Genomic DNA, 17,117 nt, shown 5'->3' on the forward strand with positions numbered 1-17,117 from the left:
ACCGATGCGATACGACTCACCCCTGGCCGCGGTCGGCAACACCCCCCTGGTGCGCCTGCCGCGGCTGTCGCCGTCCGCCGAGGTCCGTGTCTGGGCGAAGCTGGAGGACCGCAACCCGACCGGGTCGGTCAAGGACCGCCCGGCCCTGCACATGATCGAGCAGGCGGAGAAGGACGGCCGCCTGACCCCGGGTTGCACCATCCTGGAGCCGACCAGCGGCAACACCGGCATCTCCCTGGCCATGGCGGCGAAGCTCAAGGGCTACCGCATCGTGTGCGTGATGCCGGAGAACACCTCCCAGGAACGCCGGGACCTGCTGGCCATGTGGGGCGCCGAGATCATCTCCTCCCCGGCGGCCGGCGGCTCCAACACCGCCGTGCGCGTCGCCAAGGAACTCTCGGCCGAGCACCCGGACTGGGTGATGCTCTACCAGTACGGCAACCCGGACAACGCGGGCGCCCACTACGCGACGACGGGCCCCGAGATCCTCGCGGACCTGCCCTCCGTCACGCACTTCGTGGCGGGCCTCGGCACCACCGGCACGCTCATGGGCGTGGGCCGCTACCTGCGCGAGCACAAGCCGGACATCCAGATCGTCGCCGCCGAACCGCGCTACGACGACCTGGTCTACGGCCTGCGCAACCTCGACGAGGGCTTCGTCCCCGAGCTGTACGACGCGTCGGTCCTCACCAGCCGCTTCTCGGTCGGCTCGGCGGACGCGGTCACCCGCACCCGCGAGCTGCTCCAGCAGGAGGGCATCTTCGCCGGCGTCTCCACGGGCGCCGCGCTGCACGCCGCGCTCGGCGTCGGCAAGAAGGCCGTGAAGGCCGGTGAGCCGGCCGACATCGTCTTCGTCGTCGCCGACGGCGGCTGGAAGTACCTGTCGACGGGCGTCTACACGGCGGCCACGACGGAGGAGGCCATCGAGACGCTCCAGGGCCAGCTCTGGGCGTAACCCGACGCCGAACACCGTGAAGGGCCGGAGCGAGCTCCGGCCCTTCACGTTTCCCACCGGCGCCTCCGGCCAGGTCTGGCCCGGTCCCGGCGCGGTGGGGCGGCCGCCCGGGCGTGGTTCGGTTTCCGGTCCGGCCCGGTGGCGAGTTCGTTTCCAGCGGCTGCCGGGCGCGTTTCGGTCCTCGGCCCGGTCCGGTTGCGGGCTGCCCGGAGGTAGTCGGCCGGGCACGCCGGTGCCGCAGGGCGGTCACGCTGCCGCGCTGGTGCTGCACTTGCTCCTCCTCAGCCGCGGCGAGGCCGGCCGCCGAGGGCCGGCCGAAGCCACTGCCCGGCCCTCGGCGCGGGCCGCCGGACCGGCTGCGGGCTGTCACGCTTGGCCGTCCCGGTCGGTCGTCGCGCCGGCCGATCCGCGGGCCGATCCGCCCGGCTCGCGCGTCGGGCCGGCGCATCGGGCTGTCGCGAGGCCGTCCCGTTCGGCTTTCGCCCGGCTGGTCCGCCCTGCTCGTGCGTCCAGTCCATCCGTCCGCCCCCGCCCGGCCGAGCCGCCCGGCCCGTGCACCGATCCGTCCGGCCCGCGAACCCGGCCGACGTCCGGCCCCCGGGCTGGGCCAGCCGCGGGTCTCCGTGCGGGCGTCGCACGGTGCGTCCCGGCTCTCAGCCGGTCAGGTATCGCACCTGGTCCCAAAGGGCCGGGTCCACCACGCCGATGCGTCGGCGGAAGCCCCACACCGGGACCTCCCGCAGTTCGTCCGTCTCCAGGAAGCTCGCGCGGCCCTGGGCGTCGCCGACCGAGCCCGGGGGGAGGGGGATCACGCCGGTGCGCCCGTGGCGGAACCGGGTGGTGATCTTCGCGACCGTCGCCCGCTCCCCGCGCACCGCAAGCACCAGGCACGGCCGGTCCTTCGTGCGCGCCTCGTCCTCGTAGGGGACGTCCGCCCACCAGATCTCCGCCGGCTGCGGCAGCCCCGCCACCGCGGCGGTCCGCGCCGCCGTCCGGCCCCGCCGCGCCGACGACCGCCGACCCCAGCCGTCGACGAGCGTGGCGACGAGCGCGAGCAGTACCACCGCGGCGAGCGCCAGCCACCAGGACGTGTCCATACTGAGACGTTACCGGCGCCATCCCCTCCCCCGCGCCCTTCTCACGAGGATCACACCCGGCGCTGCCAGCCGAACCGGTGACACCACAGGTGAGTTCGCCCACAACAGCCCTTGGCGGAGGAGCGACCGGAGGTTTTGCGCCTTACGCTCGACGCACCGCACGACCCCCGACGCCCCTCTCAGACATTCCCGCCAGCGGAGGTTTCTGCTTCATGAAGCTCACCGTCGTCGGCTGCTCGGGGTCGTTCCCGTCCGCGGAATCGGCCTGCTCGAGCTACCTCGTCGAGGCCGACGGCTTCCGGCTGCTTCTCGACATGGGCAACGGTGCCCTGGGCGAGTTGCAGCGCCACTGCGGTCTCTACGACCTCGACGCGATCTTCCTCAGCCATCTGCACGCCGACCACTGCATCGACATGTGCGCGTACTTCGTCGCGCGCTACTACCGCCACGACGGCGGCCGCTGTGATCCGCTGCCCGTCTTCGGACCGGAAGGCACGGAACACCGGCTGACCACCGCCTACGCCGACACCCCCTCCGCCTCCTCCATGAGCGAGGTCTTCGACTTCCACACGGTCAAGCCGTCCACCTTCGAGATCGGCCCGTTCACGGTGCACACCGAGCGGGTGGCCCACCCCGTGGAGGCGTACGGCATCCGCGTCGAACACGACGGCAAGGTCCTGACGTACTCCGGCGACACCGGCGTGAGCCCCGCCCTGGACGAACTCGCCCGGGACGCCGACCTGTTCCTGTGTGAGGCGGCGTTCACGCACGGCAAGGAGAACATCCCCGACCTGCACCTCAACGGCCGCGAGGCGGGCGAGACGGCGGCCCGGGCAGGTGCCCGGCGTCTGGTCCTCACCCACATCCCGCCGTGGACGGACCCGCAGGCCAACCTCGCCGACGCCCGCGCGGTCTACGACGGTCCGGTGGACCTGGCGGCGCCCCGGCAGACGTACGAGATCTGAGCACCCGAGCACGACGAGGCCCCGGAACCGAAGCGGTTCCGGGGCCTTCACCGTGTGCGGCTACTTCGCCTCCGCCTTCTGGAGCTCGGCGAGTTCCTCGTCGGACTCGCGGCCCGGCGTCGGCAGGTTGAACTTGGTGATCGCGAAGCGGAAGACCACGTAGTAGACCGCCGCGAAGCACAGGCCCACCAGGGCCAGCCCCCATGGGTTGGTCGCGATGCCCAGGTTCAGGAAGAAGTCCACAGCGCCGGCCGAGAAGCCGAAGCCGTCCTTCATCCCCAGGGCCCAGGTCAGCGCCATCGAGACACCGGTCAGCACGGCGTGGATCGCGTACAGCACCGGGGCGATGAACATGAAGGTGAACTCGATCGGCTCCGTGACGCCCGTGACGAACGAGGTCAGCGCGAGGGAGAACATCATGCCGCCGACGACCTTGCGGCGCTCGGGCCGGGCGCAGTGCACGATCGCCAGGCAGGCGGCCGGCAGGGCGAACATCATGATCGGGAAGAAGCCGGTCATGAACTGTCCGGCGCTCGGGTCGCCCGCCAGGAACCGGGCGATGTCGCCGCTCTTGCCCTCGTAGGTGCCGGCCTGGAACCAGGGGAAGGAGTTCAGCAGGTGGTGCATGCCGATCGGGATCAACGCACGGTTTGCGACACCGAAGATGCCCGCGCCGACGGCCCCGGAGCCCACCAGCCACTCACCGAAGTTGTGCAGGGCCGTACCGAGGACCGGCCAGATGTAGCCGAAGACGATGCCGATGACCAGGCCCGCGAAGGCGGACAGGATCGGGACCAGGCGGCGGCCGCCGAAGAAGCCCGCCCAGTCGGGCAGCTTGGTGCGGTAGAAGCGCTGGTAGAGCAGGGCCACCACGAGGCCCATGACGACACCGCCGAGCACCTTGGCGTCGACGGGCGCGTCCGTCATGACGACCTTGCCGTCGACCGCCGTCGCCACCTTGGGCAGGTTGGCGTCGGTGAACGTGGCCAGCACGTTCTTGAAGACCAGGTAGCCGACGACGGCGGCGAGAGCGGTCGAGCCGTCCGACTTCTTCGCGAAGCCGATCGCGATGCCCACGGCGAACAGCAGCGGCATGTTGTCGAGGATCGCGTTGCCGCCCGCGGTCATGAAGCCCGCGATCTTGGTGATGAACTCCGGGAACGACTCCCGCCCCAGCATGTCGGTGTTGCCGAGGCGGACCAGGAGGGCGGCGGCCGGCAGCACGGCGACGGGCAGCATGAGGCTGCGGCCGATACGCTGCAGGACCGCCATCACCGCAGACCCCTTCTTCGGGCTCGCGGGCGCGGCTGTGGCTGTGGACATGAACTTCCTCCATGGGGCACGGCGCCGCCCAGGAAGAGTTCGACGGGGGACGGCGGCGTCTCAAAAGGGGAACGCGGTCTCCACCGCGCGACCTCCACCAGTGAGTGGTGTAGACCAGTTGTAGCACGGTAGGCCGAACGAGTGGAACCCGTCTTTGTCGAGAGGCAGGCTCGTGGTGTAGACCAGTCGAACGGACGGTCGCACACTGACGTGACACCATCGTTCGGCACCACGACATCGCCGCTCGCACAGTCGGGCCGGCTGTGGGTTACTGCGACAAAGCGGTTCGGATCAGGGAGAACGAACATGGCCACCAAGGCTGAGAAGATCGTTGCCGGGCTCGGCGGCATCGACAACATCGAAGAGGTCGAGGGCTGCATCACCCGCCTGCGGACCGAGGTCGTGGACCCCGCCAAGGTCGACGAGACCGCCCTGAAGGCCGCCGGCGCCCACGGCGTCGTCAAGATGGGCAGCGCGATCCAGGTCGTCATCGGCACCGACGCCGACCCCATCGCCGCGGAGATCGAAGACATGATGTGAAGCGCGGGGATCGTCCCGGGCTTCACCCCCTGACCGGCCCCCGGGGTCGGTTGCGAGGGCCCCTCCCCACCGCGGGAGGGGCTCCTTCCGCATGTACGGATAGGCTCGGCGGCATGTCTCGAATCGACGGCCGCACCCCCCAGCAACTCCGCCCGATCACCATCGAACGCGGCTGGAGCAAGCACGCCGAAGGCTCCGTCCTCGTTTCCTTCGGCGACACCAGGGTCTTCTGCACCGCCTCCGTCACGGAAGGCGTCCCGCGCTGGCGCAAGGGCAGCGGTGAAGGCTGGGTCACCGCCGAGTACTCCATGCTGCCCCGCTCCACCAACACCCGCGGCGACCGCGAGTCCGTCAAGGGACGCATCGGCGGCCGCACCCACGAGATCAGCCGCCTCATCGGCCGTTCGCTCCGCGCCGTCATCGACTACAAGGCACTCGGCGAGAACACCATCGTCCTCGACTGCGACGTCCTCCAGGCCGACGGCGGCACGCGCACGGCGGCCATCACCGGCGCCTACGTGGCCCTGGCGGACGCCGTCGCCTGGGCACAGCGCAAGAAGCTCATCAAGGCCGGCCGCCAGCCCCTGACCGGCACCGTCAGCGCCGTCTCCGTCGGCATCGTCGGCGGCGTCCCCCTCCTCGACCTCTGCTACGAGGAGGACGTCAAGGCCGACACCGACATGAACGTCGTCTGCACCGGCGACGGCCGCTTCGTCGAGGTCCAGGGCACCGCCGAGGCCGAACCCTTCGCCCGTGACGAACTCAACGCCCTCCTCGACCTCGCCGTCGCCGGCTGCACGGAACTCGCCGCCCACCAGCGCGCGGCGCTTGATACCGTCCTCCAAAAGTAAAGGGCGCACCAAGACAGGTGCTCGGCACGGGCAACCGTGCCGAGCACGCCCGCGTCTGAAGGAGTACGGGCGCACGGCTCATCCCTGTGCGTCCGGCCAGCCGCACGGGCCGCCCGGCCCGACCGACGAGAGGGACCGTTCCATGGCCGCGAGCCGCCGACGTCGCACCGCAGCCGTCGCCGCCACCCTGGCGGCCGTCGCGCTGACCGCCGGACTCACCACCGGCTGCGCCGCCGTGGACAAGGCGCTGGACTGCGTCCAGACCGCCGACGCCATCGCCGACAGCGTCACGGAACTCCAGCAGGCCGTGGACAACGCCGCGAACGACCCGACGCAGCTCGACGAGTCCCTCGACTCCATCGACAAGAACCTGGACAAGATCGGCGACAAGACCGACAACGCGGACGTCAACAAGGCCGTCGACGACCTCAACCAGGCTGTCGGCAACGTCCGTACGGCGGTCAAGAACGGCGACGAGACGCCCGACATCAGCCCGGTCACGGACGCGGCGGGCGAACTGACCAAGGTCTGCACGCCGTAACGCCGCGCTGGGCCGGGCTACTCGTCTGCCGGGTTCCGGTGGTGGCCGGCTGCGGGTGCGTCGTGGCTGATCGCGCAGTTCCCCGCGCCCCTTGGGCGATGTTCCCCGGCGCTTCGAGTGACCTGGCCCGCTCGCTACTGTGTGGCCATGAGTCGCCTGATCCTCGCCACCCGTAACGCCGGGAAGATCACCGAACTTCGCGCCATCCTCGCCGAAGCCGGGCTGCCCCACGAACTCGTCGGGGCCGACGCCTACCCGGACATCCCCGACGTCAAGGAAACGGGCGTCACCTTCGCGGAGAACGCGCTGCTGAAGGCCCACGCCCTGGCCCGGGCGACGGGGCTCCCGGCCGTCGCCGACGACTCCGGCCTCTGTGTCGACGTCCTGAACGGCGCCCCGGGCATCTTCTCCGCCCGCTGGTCGGGCCGGCACGGCGACGACAAGGCCAACCTGGACCTGCTCCTCGCCCAGCTCTCCGACATCGCCGACGACCACCGCGGCGCCCACTTCGCCTGCGCGGCGGCCCTCGCCCTGCCCGACGGCACGGAGCGCGTGGTCGAGGGGCAGCTACGGGGGGTGCTGCGCCGCGAGCCGACCGGCACCGGCGGCTTCGGCTACGACCCGATCCTCCAGCCGGAGGGCGAGACCCGCACCTGCGCGGAACTGACCCCGCAGGAGAAGAACGCCATCAGTCACCGGGGGAAGGCGTTCCGGGCGTTGGTGCCGGTGGTTCGGGAGCTGCTGGGCTGAGGGACCAAGGGAGGGGCCGCCCGAGCGGGGCGGCCCCTCTTTGCGTGCGGCGGAAGGGATTCGAACCCTCAAGCCCGGTCAGGGGCCACAGGACCTAAACCTGCTGCGTCGCCGTTGCGCCACCGCCGCCAGCCGCCTGTCATCGTACCGGGAGCCGCTCGCCGGCTCCGGCGTCCCCGTTGATGTGATCGACCGCCATGCCACGCCATGCCACGCCCTGCGGTAACTGTCCTTCTCCGATGGGCAGTTGGAGGAGCCGGACGCATACCAGTAGCTGAAAGCTCTTTCAAGGAGGGTCGGCTGAAATGCTTCGGTCGCTGTCGCCGGAGGTGGTGCGGCAGGAGGTCTGGGCCGTCTGCCACGGTCGCTCTCCCGCGAAGATTCGCCCGCTCGTCGAGCGGGCCGTCGCCACCCGCGTGGCCTGGAGTTCCTTCGCGACCGCAGTGCCCGGCCACCCGGATCACCGCATCCGTGCAGGTCGTTCATACCCTTCACCTGGCCGGCTCGGGTCGGCGCTGAGAGGCACGAGATTTTTACGTCACATTGACTGAAAGATCATCTGTTCGATAGCTTCCACGCCTCGCCTGATGTGGACAGGCCTCGTGGGGGGCCGCATCGGGCGGGAGATTCGGAGTTCCCGCATGTCGGGCAGATCCTCCAAGCGCGTATCCGCCGTGGTCGCGATGGCGTCAGCCTTCACCCTCGCGCTGTCCTCGGGTGCCTGGGCCAACTGGTCGAGCAGCATCAACTCGTGGACGGACGGTGGCGGCGCCAACGGGCAGTCCCGCTACTGGGCGGACGAGAGCTACACGGAGATCATTTTCAAGGGTTGCACCGTGCAGGGCGGCAGCAAGACCACCGGGGTCGAGCTGTGGGACTACGACGCGCTGTCGGCCAACGACTTCTACGGTGAGAAGACCTTCACCAACTGCTTCAACGGCACGACCTACGCGAGCCGGGGCGAGTACAACGGCCTGCCGCAGGAGTCGGACTACTTCTTCCAGCTCGACAACGTCGGCGGCGGAAGCAACGCGTGCTGCCTGCTGTGGGCGACCTATGCGGGAGTCGACACCACTCTCGCCGATTCCTGATCAGTGTTCTGCAGCGTGGTGCCTCGCCGACGGCGAGGCACCACGCCCCCTTTTCGGACCGCTCCAGGAAGCCAAGAAGTGAAACCCCTCACACTCATCAGGTCCAGCAGCGCGCTGCGGGTCGCGCCTGTCGCCCTGCTTCTCGTGTTCGCCTACTACGCCACCGATCTCGGTGACGACCTCCGCATCGATCCGCTGGGCTACTCCGCCACCGTGGTCGACGCGGTGCTGCGCAACCTGCTGCCCGTGGCCTTCGCGGTCGCCTCGGGCCTCGCCGCCTGGGAGGCGCGGAAGCTGGGAGCCTCCGGAATCTGGAGGCTGGGGGCGGTGCGATCGCGCTACACCATCGCCGCACAGCACCTGTCGCCCGTCGTCGCGCTGGCCTGGTCGCTCCTCATCCTCCCCACGCTGTGCGCCCTCGTCCAGGAGCAGGTCGCGCCCGACGTGCCCGGCCTCACGCTGCTGGCCTTCGCACTGGTGCTCTGCGTCGCCCACGGCATCGTCGGATTCGCCGTCGGAGCCACCGTTCGGCACATCGCCGTAGTGCCGATCATCGCGGTCACCGACTTCCTGGCCGTCGGCTGGTCCACGGGACTGGAGACACCGTGGCCCCGGCACCTCACCGGCCTCTTCGCCGGAAAGATGATGTTCGGCGAACTGCCCACCGCCGCCGCCCTCGCGGCTCCCCTCCTGCTCGCCGTCGGGTCCGCCGTCGCCATGGCTCTGCTCTGGGCACCTGTTTCCCGCTGGCTGCGCGGAGCCGTCGCGGGAGCACTCGTCATCGCCTGCGCGTTCGGATCGTTCTCCTTGGTCAGCGACTGGAGCTACATAGGCCCCCGGAGCACCGGGCACGGCGCGATCGCCTGTGCCGGACAGTCCCCCCGCATCTGTGTGCCCGAGGCGCGCGCCGAACACATCTCCGCTCTCACCGAGGAGGCGGAGGCGACGCTGGAATCCCTGCGTCGAGCCGGTCTGCCCGCCGAACCGACGACCATCAAGGACACCTCTCTCAACCTGCGGTATCCCGAGCCGTCCACGAAGGACGACTGGACCGTCCCACTCGGGGTCGGCGAGGCGACCGGCACCGTCCGCTACCAGGTCGCCCGCGAAGTGGTGCATTTCGAATGCGCCCCTCCCGCCACCGGCCCCGCCCGCCTCGTGTACTACTGGGTGTCCTCCAAAGTCGGGCAGGCGGACACCTACTTGAGACGGCTCAGCTCCGAACCCGATTTCACCCCTCAGGAACGCAGCCGTATCCAGGACGGGGTGGCGAAGGTCCTGCGGTTGAGCGAGGCCCGGCAAATGGACTGGTACGAGACGACCGTGGCGGAGGCCTGCCAGGAAGACGGGACGACAACGTGATGTGGTGGCTGCGCGCCCGCCGCGCCCACACCCGGCTGCCCCTGGGTTTCCTGATGTTCGCGCTGCTGGCGGCGACCGTTCAGGACACCCCCCTCTTCCTGCCCTCCATCTGGTCCGGCGGCTCCGAGCTCGTGCAGGCCGCCACACTCGTCCCGCTCGTGCTGACCTCGGTCCTCTTCGACTGTCTGCACACCCGGCTGGACGCCGCCGAGAACACCGGAATCCGGCCCGTCAGGTTTTTCGACGTCCTGCTCGCGCTCGGCGTGGTGGCCCTCGCAAGTGCCGTGGGTGAACTGATCGCCATGATCACCGGAGCCGCATCCGCCGAGACACTGGGCCGCAACACGGCCTTCCTCGCCGGCCTCACCCTGCTGTGCGGGGCTCTCTTCGGGAGATCCGCAATCCTCGTTCCCGCACTGTGGCCGCTGCTCGGCGTGCTCTTCGGCATGAGAGCACCCGGCGACGCCTACCCGTGGACCGTACTCCTCGAACCGCCCGACACCTGGTACGCCTCCACGGGAGCCCTCTTGATGCTCACCGTCGGCGTCGGTGCCCACCTCCTTCCACCGAACCGCTTCGCACGGAGAGCCGCATGACGCTTGTTCTCGATTCCTGCACCTTCGCCTACGGCCGACGGCGGGCTGCCGTGCTGAAGGACTTCACCTACCGCCTTCCGGACGGGCTGACCATCCTGCTCGGACCGAACGGGGCCGGGAAGTCCACGATGCTGCAGCTGGCCGCTGCCGTCACCACGCCCCAGCGGGGAACCGTGACGTGGGACGGACTCGACGCGAGGAGCAAGGACTACCGGCGGACGGTGGCCTGGATGCCGCAGAACATCACCCCCCTGCCCTCGCTCACGGCACGCGAGTACGTCGCTTACGTGGGCTGGCTGAAGGGAATGAGCAGGGGCGATGCCTGGGCCAGCGCTCCTCGGGCGCTGTCCCGCGTCGAGATGTCGAAGCACGCCGCCACCCGCACCGGCCGGCTCTCGGGCGGCCAGCTGAGGCGCGTGGGTGTGGCCTGCGCCCTGGTCCACGACGCACGGGTGCTCCTCCTGGACGAACCCACGGCCGGCATGGACCCACGTCAGCGACGGGTCTTCCGCGATCTCCTCGCCTCGGTCAAGGGCGAGGTCCGCATCCTGCTGTCCACGCACGACGTGACCGACCTCGCCGAAGAGGCCGATCACGTGTCCGTCCTGGTGGGCGGACGTCTCGTGCAGAGCGGTTCGACCAGCGAGTTCCTCGCCCACACCCCGCCCGGCACGGCGCAGGGCCGGGCTGCCGAAGGGGCCTATACGACCCTGCTCGAGTCGGCCTGACCCGCTCGGTCTCCGACGCGGGCCGAGATCATCTCGGCCCGCGTCGGTCGTCCGCGCCCCGCTCGACCGGATCAGATCCCCAGATCCTTGATGATCTTGGCCACGTGGCCCGTCGCCTTGACGTTGTACAGGGCCCGTTCGACCTTGCCCTCCTCGTCCACGATCACCGTGGAGCGGATGACGCCGACGACCGTCTTGCCGTACAGCTTCCTCTCGCCGAAGGCGCCGTAGGCCTCCAGCACCTGCTTGTCCGGGTCGGCGAGGAGGGTGACCTTCAGCGACTCCTTGTCACGGAACTTGGCCAGCTTCTCGGGCTTGTCGGGGGAGATGCCGATCACCTCGTAGCCCGCGCCGGCCAGCAGCTCCAGGTTGTCCGTGAAGTCGCAGGCCTGCTTGGTGCATCCGGGGGTGAGGGCGGCCGGGTAGAAGTACACGATGACCTTGCGGCCCTTGTGGTCCGACAGGGACACCTCGGTGCCGTCGGCGTCGGGCAGGGTGAAGGCGGGGGCCACGTCCCCCGGCTGGAGTCGCTCGCTCATCGGACCAGCGTAACCGGGGGTCGGGGCAGTGCGATGAGCCGTGGAGCTGACAGACTGTCCGCACAGGCTTCACACCGACTTCGGAGGCGACACGGTGGCGGACACGGCGGACACCAGAACCCCGGCGCAGATCGAGGCGGACATCAGGCGCCGCCGCGCGACCCTGGCCGAGACCCTCGACGAGATCGGCGTGCGGGTGCACCCGAAGACCATCGTCGGGGACGCCAAGGCCAAGGTCGCGTCCAACATCGATCACACCCTCGGGCGGGCGTACGTGGAGGTCAACCGGGCCGTCACGGACGTGCGGTCCCGGTTCGTGGACGAGGACGGGGCGCCGCGGCTGGAGCGGGTCGTGCCCGTCGCGCTCGTCGTCGTCGGTCTGGTCGGGCTGCTCGCCGTCAGCACGCGGCGGCGCAAGGGCTGACCCGACCGCGTACGTTCTCGGGGAGGACAGGTAGGTTTCAGGGCGTGAGCGCCAAGAGAAACGAGCACAGCACCCATCCCGACAAGCTGCCCATCCGGATGCTGCACGACCGCGTACTCGTGCGGCAGGACACCAGCGAGGGCGAGCGGCGTTCCGGCGGCGGCATCCTGATCCCCGCCACGGCGGCGGTCGGCCGGCGGCTGGCCTGGGCCGAGGTCGTCGCGGTGGGGCAGAACGTACGGACCGTGGAGCCGGGCGACCGGGTTCTGTTCGACCCGGAGGACCGCGCCGAGGTCGAGGTGCGCGGTATCGCGTACGTGCTCATGCGCGAGCGTGATCTGCACGCCGTGGCCGCGGACCGGTTCGAGGGCTCGGAGGACTCGACGGGTCTCTATCTGTAGTCCGGCTCTGTAGTCCGGATCCGCAGTCCGGGCAGCAACGGCGGAGGGGCCGGTGACGACCGTCACCGGCCCCTCCGCCGTTGCTTTGCTACGTTGGAGTGACCCCGACGAGACGCGCCGTACCGGGACGAAGGCAAAGACGACGCACCCACACCGTCAGCCCGTTTCCCGGAGGTGCCCGTCATGGCCTGGGTTCTGCTCGTCGTCGCCGGTCTGCTCGAAGTCGGGTGGTCCGTCGGCATGAAGTACACCGACGGGTTCACGCGTCCGCTCCCCAGCGTTCTCACCGGTGCCGGCATCGTCGCCAGCATGCTGCTGCTGTCCCAGGCCGCCAAGACCCTGCCCATCGGTACCGCCTACGGCGTGTGGGTGGGCATCGGGGCGGCCGGGGCGGCGGTGTTCGGCATGGCCGTGCTGGGGGAGCCGGCCACCGCCGCCCGGATCTTCTTCGTGGGCCTGCTGCTGGTCGCCGTGGTGGGGCTGAAGGCGACGTCAGGCCACTGAGGCCGGCCCTATTCGCGGCGCGCGCCCTGCGGGACCACGCCCCAGCCGGGGCCCGTCGGGCCGCCCGTCGCGCCGCCGTCGGTCGCGTCGCCGCCGCCCTCCGTCGTACCGCCGTCGGTCGTGCCGCCGTCGGTGGCGGTGCCGCCGTCGCCGGTCCCGCCGTCCGCGGTGCCGCCGCCGGTCGGGGACTCGCCGCCCGTGCTGCCGTCGGTGGTGCCGCCGTCGGTCTGGCCCTGGGTCTGCCCCTCGGGTGCGCTCGGGGACTGGCCGGGCGTCTCGGTGCCGGTCTCCTGGCCGCCGGTGGACGTGCTGCCGCCGTCGGTGGTGCCGCCCGTGGTGGGGTCGGCCGGGGGCTCGGTGCCGGGGGCCTGCGAGGCGTCGGCGCCGGGCTGGAGCCTGAGGTCGAACTCCTTGACGGGCTTGCCCTTGAGGGCGTCCTGGGTGAACTGGGTCCAGATCTCCGTGGGCGCCCCGCCGCCGTTGACGCGGGGCAGGCCCATCGCGCCGTACAGCGACTTGTGGGCGGCGGTGACCGGGTCCTGGCCCATGACGGAGACGACCGTCGCGAGATCGGGGGTGTAGCCCGCGAACCAGGCCGCCGTGTCCTCCTCGGCGGTGCCGGTCTTGCCGGCGACGGGGCGGCCCAAGCCCTGCGCGGCGGAGGCCGTGCCGTTCTGGACGACGCTCTGCAGCATCGAGGTGGTGGTGTCGGCGGCCTCGCGGCTCACCGCCTGCCGGGTGCGCCGCTCCGGCAGCTCGATCGGCGAGCCCTCCTTGGTGACCTTCTTGACCATGGTGTACGTGCCGTGCCGGCCGTGGTTGGCGAGCGTGGCGTAGGCCTCCGCCATGTCGAGGACGCTGGCGGTGGCCGTGCCGAGCGCGATGGCGGGGCCGTCGGCGAGGTCGGGGGTGGCCTCGGGGATGCCGAGGTCGATCGCGGTCTGCTTGACCTTCGAGGGGCCCACGTCGGCCGCCATCTGCGCGTACACCGAGTTCACGGAACTGTCGGTCGCCTCGGTGACGGTGATGTCGCCGTAGGAGCGCTGGTCCTCGTTCTCGGGGGCGTAGGGATCGCCGGACCAGCCCTGGACGGGGCGCTTGTTGGTGCCGTCGTAGATCGTGTTCGGGGTGATCACGCGGCCGTCCTGGGTCTCCGAGTGGTTCTCGACGGCGGCGGTGAACACGAACGGCTTGAAGGTGGAGCCGACCTGGAAGTCCCTGCGGGTGGCGTTCGGGGTGTACTGCTTGACGTAGTCGATGCCGTTGTACATCGCCACGACCTCGCCGGTCTTGGGGTCGACGGAGGCGCCGCCCGCGCGGACGTAGCGGTCGACCTTGTTGTTCTTCTTGTCCAGCTTGTCCATCAGCTTGTCGTTGACGGCCTTCACGAACGCGTCCTGCCGGGGCTTCTGGAGCGTCGTGGTGATGCGGTAGCCGCCCGCGTCGAGCTGCCTCTCGTCGATGATCTTGTTCTGGGTGAGGTAGTCCTTGACGGTCCGCACGATGTAGCCGCGCTGCCCGGACATGCCGGTGGAGAGGGTGGACTCCTTCGGCACCGGGAACTTCATGCCGGCCCGCTCGGACTCGCCGAGCCAGCCCTTCTTGACCATGCCGTCCAGGACGTAGTTCCAGCGGGCCTCGGCGGCCTTGCGGTTCTCGGGGTGGGCGACGACGTCGTACTGGCTGGGCGCGTTGACGAGGGCGGCGAGGTAGGCGGCGCGGGCCGGGTCGAGGTCCGTGGCGTCCATGCCGTAGTAGGCCTGGGCGGCGGCCTGGATGCCGTAGGCGTTGCGGCCGAAGTAGCTGGTGTTGAGGTAGCCCTCGAGGATGTGGTCCTTGCTGACCTCGCGGTCCAGCTTGATCGCGATGAAGAACTCCTTGGCCTTGCGCGTGACGGTCTGTTCCTGGCGCAGGTAGTAGTTCTTCACGTACTGCTGCGTGATCGTGGAGCCGGACTGCTTGCCCTTGCCGAGGGCCGTGTTCCAGGCCGCGCGGAGCATGGCCTTGGGGTCGACGGCGGACTCGGTGTAGAAGTCGCGGTCCTCGGCGGCCAGGATCGCGTGCTGGGCGTCCTTGGAGATCTGCGGGAGGGTGACGTTCTCCCGGTTGACCTCGCCGTCGCGGGCGATCACCGAGCCGTCCGCGTAGAGGTAGACGTTGGCCTGCTTGGTGGCGAGCGCGTTGGCCGGTGGGATCTGCACCAGCGAGTAGCCGAGGAAGAAGCCGCCGACCAGCAGCAGGGCGACGATGATGAAGGCGCCGAGCGTCATGCGCCAGGTCGGGATCACCCGGCGCCAGCCGGTGCGCTTCGGTTTCCCGGCCGGCCGGTTCTCCGGCGTGGTCGGGTCGCCGTCCGCCTGCGGCTCTCTCGGTGCCCAGCCCGGTGTCGGCTGCTGCGGCTGAGGCTCGTCACTCATGTCGTGCACGGACTCCTGTTTCGCGTCGTACGTCGTTCCCGTACGTCTCTGCTCGCTCTTGCGCCCCTGTGATGAAGACTGTCCCATCCGGCGATCAGTTCCCTGACCGAGGGCCGTGTCGTGAGCCGTGTGGCGAGGCGGGCGGCGCGTGGGCGAACGCACGGGACGGGCGCAGAGTGAACCGGGCCATCCTGCATGTCTGTTCGAACAGCGATCCTGCCTGCGCGAGATTCGCCTGAAGGGCGGGCGCCTCGGCCCACGCGGACGGACTGGATCGTACCGTCTGGGCCGGTGCGCGAACTCCCCGTGGGGCGCCCGACGGCGTTTCCCGGGGGCGGGAAAACCCGTGGCACGCGTGATCGCCGGTCCACTAGGCTCCTGCGCTTCGGTGCCCGGCGGCGAGGAGGGCTGTGGATGTGGGCTCGGGACGGTTGTACGCGGCCGTCGCGGCGGGGGGCTTCAGGCGGTACGCGACGTATCGGGCGGCCACCGTGGCCGGGGTGTTCACCAACACGGTCTTCGGCGTCATCCTCGTCTACACCTACCTGGCGCTGTGGGACGAGAAGCCGCACCTGGGAGGGTACGACCAGGCGCAGGCCGTGACCTACGTGTGGCTGGGACAGTGCCTCTACGCGACCCTCGCCATCCAGGGCGGCGGCGCCGAGAAGGACCTGATGGAGCGCATCCGCACCGGTGAGATCGCCGTCGACCTGTACCGGCCGGCCGATCTCCAGCTGTGGTGGCTGGCGGGCGACGTGGGGCGGGCGCTGTTCCAGATGCTGGGGCGGGGCGTCGTCCCCTTCGCGTTCGGCGCGGTCTTCTTCCCCATGACGCTGCCGACGTCGGTCACCCCCTGGGCGGCCTTCGTGGTCACGCTCCTGCTGGCGGCGGTCGTCAGCTTCGCGATCCGCTACCTGGCGGCCCTGAGCGTGTTCTGGCTCATGGACGGCATGGGCGTCAACCAGGTGCTGATGATCACGGGGGTCTTCTTCTCGGGCATGGTGCTGCCGCTGAACGCCTTCCCGGGCGTGTTCGGCGACATCGTGCGGGTGCTGCCGTGGGCGGCGCAGATCCAGATGCCGGCGGACGTGCTGATGGGGGAGACCGACCCGCTCGGGGCGTTCGCCTTCCAGGCGGCGTGGGCCGTGGCGCTGCTCGCGGCGGGGCGGCTGGTGCAGTCGGCCGCGACGCGCCGGGTGGTGGTGCAGGGTGGGTGAGCGGAGCGTCCTGCTGGAGGGCCTGCGGGCCTACCGGTTGATCGCCGGGATGTGGGTGCGGTCCAGCATGACCTACCGCACCTCCTTCGTCGTCACGGTGTTCGGCAACCTGCTGGTCACCGGCCTGGACTTCGTGGGGATCCTGCTGATGTTCTCCCAGGTCGACTCGCTGGGCGGCTGGTCACTGCCCGAGATCGCCTTCCTGTACGGGCTGTCGGTGACGGCGTTCGGGATCGCCGACCTGGTGCTCGGCTCGATGGACGTCCTGGGTGCCCGGATGCGCGACGGCTCGTTCGACATCCTGCTCGTGCGTCCCGCGCCGGTGCTCGCCCAGGTCGGCGCCGACCGCTTCGCGCTGCGCCGGCTGGGCCGGATCACCCAGGGCGCGGTGGTCCTGGGCTGGGCGCTGGCCTCGGTCGACGTCGACTGGAGCGCGCCGAAGGCGCTGCTGGTGCCGGTGATGGTGGTCAGCGGCGCGGCGATCTTCTCGGCGGTGTTCGTGGCGGGCGCGGCCTTCCAGATCTTCGCCCAGGACGCCGCCGAGGTGCAGAACGCGTTCACGTACGGCGGGACCACGCTGCTCCAGTATCCGCCGACGGTGTTCGGGAAGGACCTGGTGCGCGGCGTGACCTTCATGCTGCCGCTCGCCTTCGTCAACTGGGTCCCCGCCGCCTACGTGCTGGGCCGGCCGTACCCGGTCGAGTTGCCCGGGTGGGCGGCCTTCACGTCGCCGCTGGTGGCGGTGGCCTGCTGCGCGCTGGCGGGGATGGCATGGCGGGTGGGGCTTCGTTCGTACCGGAGTACAGGGAGTTGAGG

19 protein-coding genes, 1 tRNA gene and 1 riboswitch are annotated in these 17,117 nt (G+C 70.3%); of the genes, 15 read left to right on the forward strand and 5 right to left on the reverse strand.

What is annotated here, in order from left to right; all coding sequences use genetic code 11:
- The first annotated feature begins 4 nt into the window (after positions 1-4).
- Positions 5-955, forward strand: coding sequence for a PLP-dependent cysteine synthase family protein (locus SCNRRL3882_RS25355; protein WP_010039983.1), 951 nt, complete (start codon positions 5-7; stop codon positions 953-955).
- A 653-nt stretch (positions 956-1,608) separates the two neighbouring features.
- On the opposite strand, the gene SCNRRL3882_RS25360 is transcribed toward SCNRRL3882_RS25355, so the two are convergent.
- Positions 1,609-2,052: a type II toxin-antitoxin system PemK/MazF family toxin gene (locus SCNRRL3882_RS25360; RefSeq protein WP_010039986.1), complete on the reverse strand. Its 444-nt coding sequence runs from the start codon at positions 2,050-2,052 to the stop codon at positions 1,609-1,611.
- A 212-nt stretch (positions 2,053-2,264) separates the two neighbouring features.
- On the opposite strand from SCNRRL3882_RS25360, the gene SCNRRL3882_RS25365 reads away from it, so the two are divergent.
- The gene (locus SCNRRL3882_RS25365) at positions 2,265-3,017 is read left to right on the forward strand and encodes an MBL fold metallo-hydrolase (RefSeq protein ID WP_010039988.1); all 753 of its coding nucleotides are present in this window, start codon (positions 2,265-2,267) and stop codon (positions 3,015-3,017) included.
- 60 nt (positions 3,018-3,077) lie between these two features.
- Here SCNRRL3882_RS25365 and SCNRRL3882_RS25370 read toward each other — a convergent pair whose 3' ends face one another.
- Complete coding sequence (locus SCNRRL3882_RS25370) at positions 3,078-4,340, reverse strand: PTS transporter subunit EIIC (RefSeq protein ID WP_029181175.1); 1,263 nt, start codon at positions 4,338-4,340, stop codon at positions 3,078-3,080.
- A 306-nt stretch (positions 4,341-4,646) separates the two neighbouring features.
- Here SCNRRL3882_RS25370 and SCNRRL3882_RS25375 point away from each other — a divergent pair, with 306 nt between their 5' ends.
- The 4 genes from SCNRRL3882_RS25375 (at position 4,647) to rdgB (ending at position 7,022) form a co-directional block, all read left to right on the forward strand.
- Complete coding sequence (locus SCNRRL3882_RS25375; protein ID WP_010039992.1) at positions 4,647-4,880, forward strand: glucose PTS transporter subunit EIIB; 234 nt, start codon at positions 4,647-4,649, stop codon at positions 4,878-4,880.
- Between the two features lie 113 nt (positions 4,881-4,993).
- Positions 4,994-5,731 (forward strand): ribonuclease PH, encoded by a 738-nt coding sequence (gene rph / locus SCNRRL3882_RS25380; RefSeq protein WP_010039995.1) that lies wholly within the window; start codon positions 4,994-4,996, stop codon positions 5,729-5,731.
- Positions 5,732-5,873: 142 nt separating this feature from the next.
- Positions 5,874-6,272 (forward strand): hypothetical protein, encoded by a 399-nt coding sequence (locus SCNRRL3882_RS25385; RefSeq protein WP_010039997.1) that lies wholly within the window; start codon positions 5,874-5,876, stop codon positions 6,270-6,272.
- 147 nt (positions 6,273-6,419) lie between these two features.
- Positions 6,420-7,022 (forward strand): RdgB/HAM1 family non-canonical purine NTP pyrophosphatase, encoded by a 603-nt coding sequence (gene rdgB / locus SCNRRL3882_RS25390; RefSeq protein ID WP_010039999.1) that lies wholly within the window; start codon positions 6,420-6,422, stop codon positions 7,020-7,022.
- A 45-nt stretch (positions 7,023-7,067) separates the two neighbouring features.
- Here rdgB and SCNRRL3882_RS25395 read toward each other — a convergent pair.
- A tRNA-Leu gene (locus SCNRRL3882_RS25395) sits at positions 7,068-7,151 on the reverse strand.
- 512 nt (positions 7,152-7,663) lie between these two features.
- On the opposite strand from SCNRRL3882_RS25395, the gene SCNRRL3882_RS25400 reads away from it, so the two are divergent.
- From SCNRRL3882_RS25400 to SCNRRL3882_RS25415, 4 genes are all read left to right on the forward strand, one after another.
- Positions 7,664-8,113, forward strand: a complete 450-nt coding sequence (locus SCNRRL3882_RS25400) for a hypothetical protein (RefSeq protein ID WP_231911171.1) — start codon at positions 7,664-7,666, stop codon at positions 8,111-8,113.
- Positions 8,114-8,191: 78 nt separating this feature from the next.
- A complete protein-coding gene (locus SCNRRL3882_RS25405; RefSeq protein ID WP_010040001.1) occupies positions 8,192-9,475 on the forward strand; it encodes a DUF7224 domain-containing protein in 1,284 nt (427 codons plus the stop codon).
- A complete protein-coding gene (locus SCNRRL3882_RS25410) occupies positions 9,475-10,071 on the forward strand; it encodes a hypothetical protein (RefSeq protein ID WP_010040003.1) in 597 nt (198 codons plus the stop codon). The genes SCNRRL3882_RS25405 and SCNRRL3882_RS25410 overlap by 1 nt, the downstream gene beginning before the upstream one ends.
- A complete protein-coding gene (locus tag SCNRRL3882_RS25415; protein WP_029181177.1) occupies positions 10,068-10,799 on the forward strand; it encodes an ATP-binding cassette domain-containing protein in 732 nt (243 codons plus the stop codon). Before SCNRRL3882_RS25410 ends, SCNRRL3882_RS25415 begins: the two co-directional genes overlap by 4 nt.
- A gap of 71 nt (positions 10,800-10,870) precedes the next feature.
- Here the strand turns inward: SCNRRL3882_RS25415 and bcp are convergent, their stop codons facing one another.
- Positions 10,871-11,338 carry a thioredoxin-dependent thiol peroxidase gene (bcp, locus tag SCNRRL3882_RS25420; RefSeq protein ID WP_010040010.1) on the reverse strand — a complete coding sequence of 156 codons (468 nt, stop codon included), beginning with the start codon at positions 11,336-11,338 and terminating at the stop codon, positions 10,871-10,873.
- Between the two features lie 94 nt (positions 11,339-11,432).
- On the opposite strand from bcp, the gene SCNRRL3882_RS25425 reads away from it, so the two are divergent.
- The 3 genes from SCNRRL3882_RS25425 (at position 11,433) to SCNRRL3882_RS25435 (ending at position 12,667) form a co-directional block, all read left to right on the forward strand.
- Positions 11,433-11,762, forward strand: coding sequence for a DUF3618 domain-containing protein (locus tag SCNRRL3882_RS25425; protein ID WP_029181178.1), 330 nt, complete (start codon positions 11,433-11,435; stop codon positions 11,760-11,762).
- Between the two features lie 44 nt (positions 11,763-11,806).
- Positions 11,807-12,163 (forward strand): GroES family chaperonin, encoded by a 357-nt coding sequence (locus SCNRRL3882_RS25430; protein WP_010040015.1) that lies wholly within the window; start codon positions 11,807-11,809, stop codon positions 12,161-12,163.
- 82 nt (positions 12,164-12,245) lie between these two features.
- Positions 12,246-12,312, forward strand: a riboswitch (guanidine-III (ykkC-III) riboswitch).
- A 34-nt stretch (positions 12,313-12,346) separates the two neighbouring features.
- On the forward strand, positions 12,347-12,667 hold the full coding sequence (locus tag SCNRRL3882_RS25435) for a DMT family transporter (protein ID WP_010040017.1): 321 nt from the start codon (positions 12,347-12,349) through the stop codon (positions 12,665-12,667).
- Positions 12,668-12,675: 8 nt separating this feature from the next.
- Here SCNRRL3882_RS25435 and SCNRRL3882_RS25440 read toward each other — a convergent pair whose 3' ends face one another.
- Positions 12,676-15,084: a transglycosylase domain-containing protein gene (locus SCNRRL3882_RS25440; protein WP_040903217.1), complete on the reverse strand. Its 2,409-nt coding sequence runs from the start codon at positions 15,082-15,084 to the stop codon at positions 12,676-12,678.
- A gap of 416 nt (positions 15,085-15,500) precedes the next feature.
- On the opposite strand from SCNRRL3882_RS25440, the gene SCNRRL3882_RS25445 reads away from it, so the two are divergent.
- Entirely contained in the window at positions 15,501-16,301 is an 801-nt protein-coding gene (locus tag SCNRRL3882_RS25445; protein ID WP_010040020.1) for an ABC transporter permease, read from the forward strand.
- Entirely contained in the window at positions 16,294-17,115 is an 822-nt protein-coding gene (locus SCNRRL3882_RS25450) for an ABC transporter permease (RefSeq protein ID WP_010040022.1), read from the forward strand. The genes SCNRRL3882_RS25445 and SCNRRL3882_RS25450 overlap by 8 nt, the downstream gene beginning before the upstream one ends.
- Positions 17,116-17,117: the final 2 nt, after the last annotated feature.

Source organism: Streptomyces chartreusis NRRL 3882 (assembly GCF_900236475.1).
In the GTDB taxonomy this organism is placed as follows: Bacteria; Actinomycetota; Actinomycetes; order Streptomycetales; family Streptomycetaceae; genus Streptomyces; species Streptomyces chartreusis_D.

Coding starts and splice junctions, on each gene's coding strand:
- SCNRRL3882_RS25355 (WP_010039983.1), top strand. CDS start 5: ATGCGATACGACTCACCCCTGGCCGCGGTCGGCAACACCCCCCTGGTG.
- SCNRRL3882_RS25360 (WP_010039986.1), bottom strand. CDS start 2,052: ATGGACACGTCCTGGTGGCTGGCGCTCGCCGCGGTGGTACTGCTCGCG.
- SCNRRL3882_RS25365 (WP_010039988.1), top strand. CDS start 2,265: ATGAAGCTCACCGTCGTCGGCTGCTCGGGGTCGTTCCCGTCCGCGGAA.
- SCNRRL3882_RS25370 (WP_029181175.1), bottom strand. CDS start 4,340: ATGTCCACAGCCACAGCCGCGCCCGCGAGCCCGAAGAAGGGGTCTGCG.
- SCNRRL3882_RS25375 (WP_010039992.1), top strand. CDS start 4,647: ATGGCCACCAAGGCTGAGAAGATCGTTGCCGGGCTCGGCGGCATCGAC.
- rph (WP_010039995.1), top strand. CDS start 4,994: ATGTCTCGAATCGACGGCCGCACCCCCCAGCAACTCCGCCCGATCACC.
- SCNRRL3882_RS25385 (WP_010039997.1), top strand. CDS start 5,874: ATGGCCGCGAGCCGCCGACGTCGCACCGCAGCCGTCGCCGCCACCCTG.
- rdgB (WP_010039999.1), top strand. CDS start 6,420: ATGAGTCGCCTGATCCTCGCCACCCGTAACGCCGGGAAGATCACCGAA.
- SCNRRL3882_RS25400 (WP_231911171.1), top strand. CDS start 7,664: ATGTCGGGCAGATCCTCCAAGCGCGTATCCGCCGTGGTCGCGATGGCG.
- SCNRRL3882_RS25410 (WP_010040003.1), top strand. CDS start 9,475: ATGTGGTGGCTGCGCGCCCGCCGCGCCCACACCCGGCTGCCCCTGGGT.
- SCNRRL3882_RS25415 (WP_029181177.1), top strand. CDS start 10,068: ATGACGCTTGTTCTCGATTCCTGCACCTTCGCCTACGGCCGACGGCGG.
- bcp (WP_010040010.1), bottom strand. CDS start 11,338: ATGAGCGAGCGACTCCAGCCGGGGGACGTGGCCCCCGCCTTCACCCTG.
- SCNRRL3882_RS25435 (WP_010040017.1), top strand. CDS start 12,347: ATGGCCTGGGTTCTGCTCGTCGTCGCCGGTCTGCTCGAAGTCGGGTGG.
- SCNRRL3882_RS25440 (WP_040903217.1), bottom strand. CDS start 15,084: ATGAGTGACGAGCCTCAGCCGCAGCAGCCGACACCGGGCTGGGCACCG.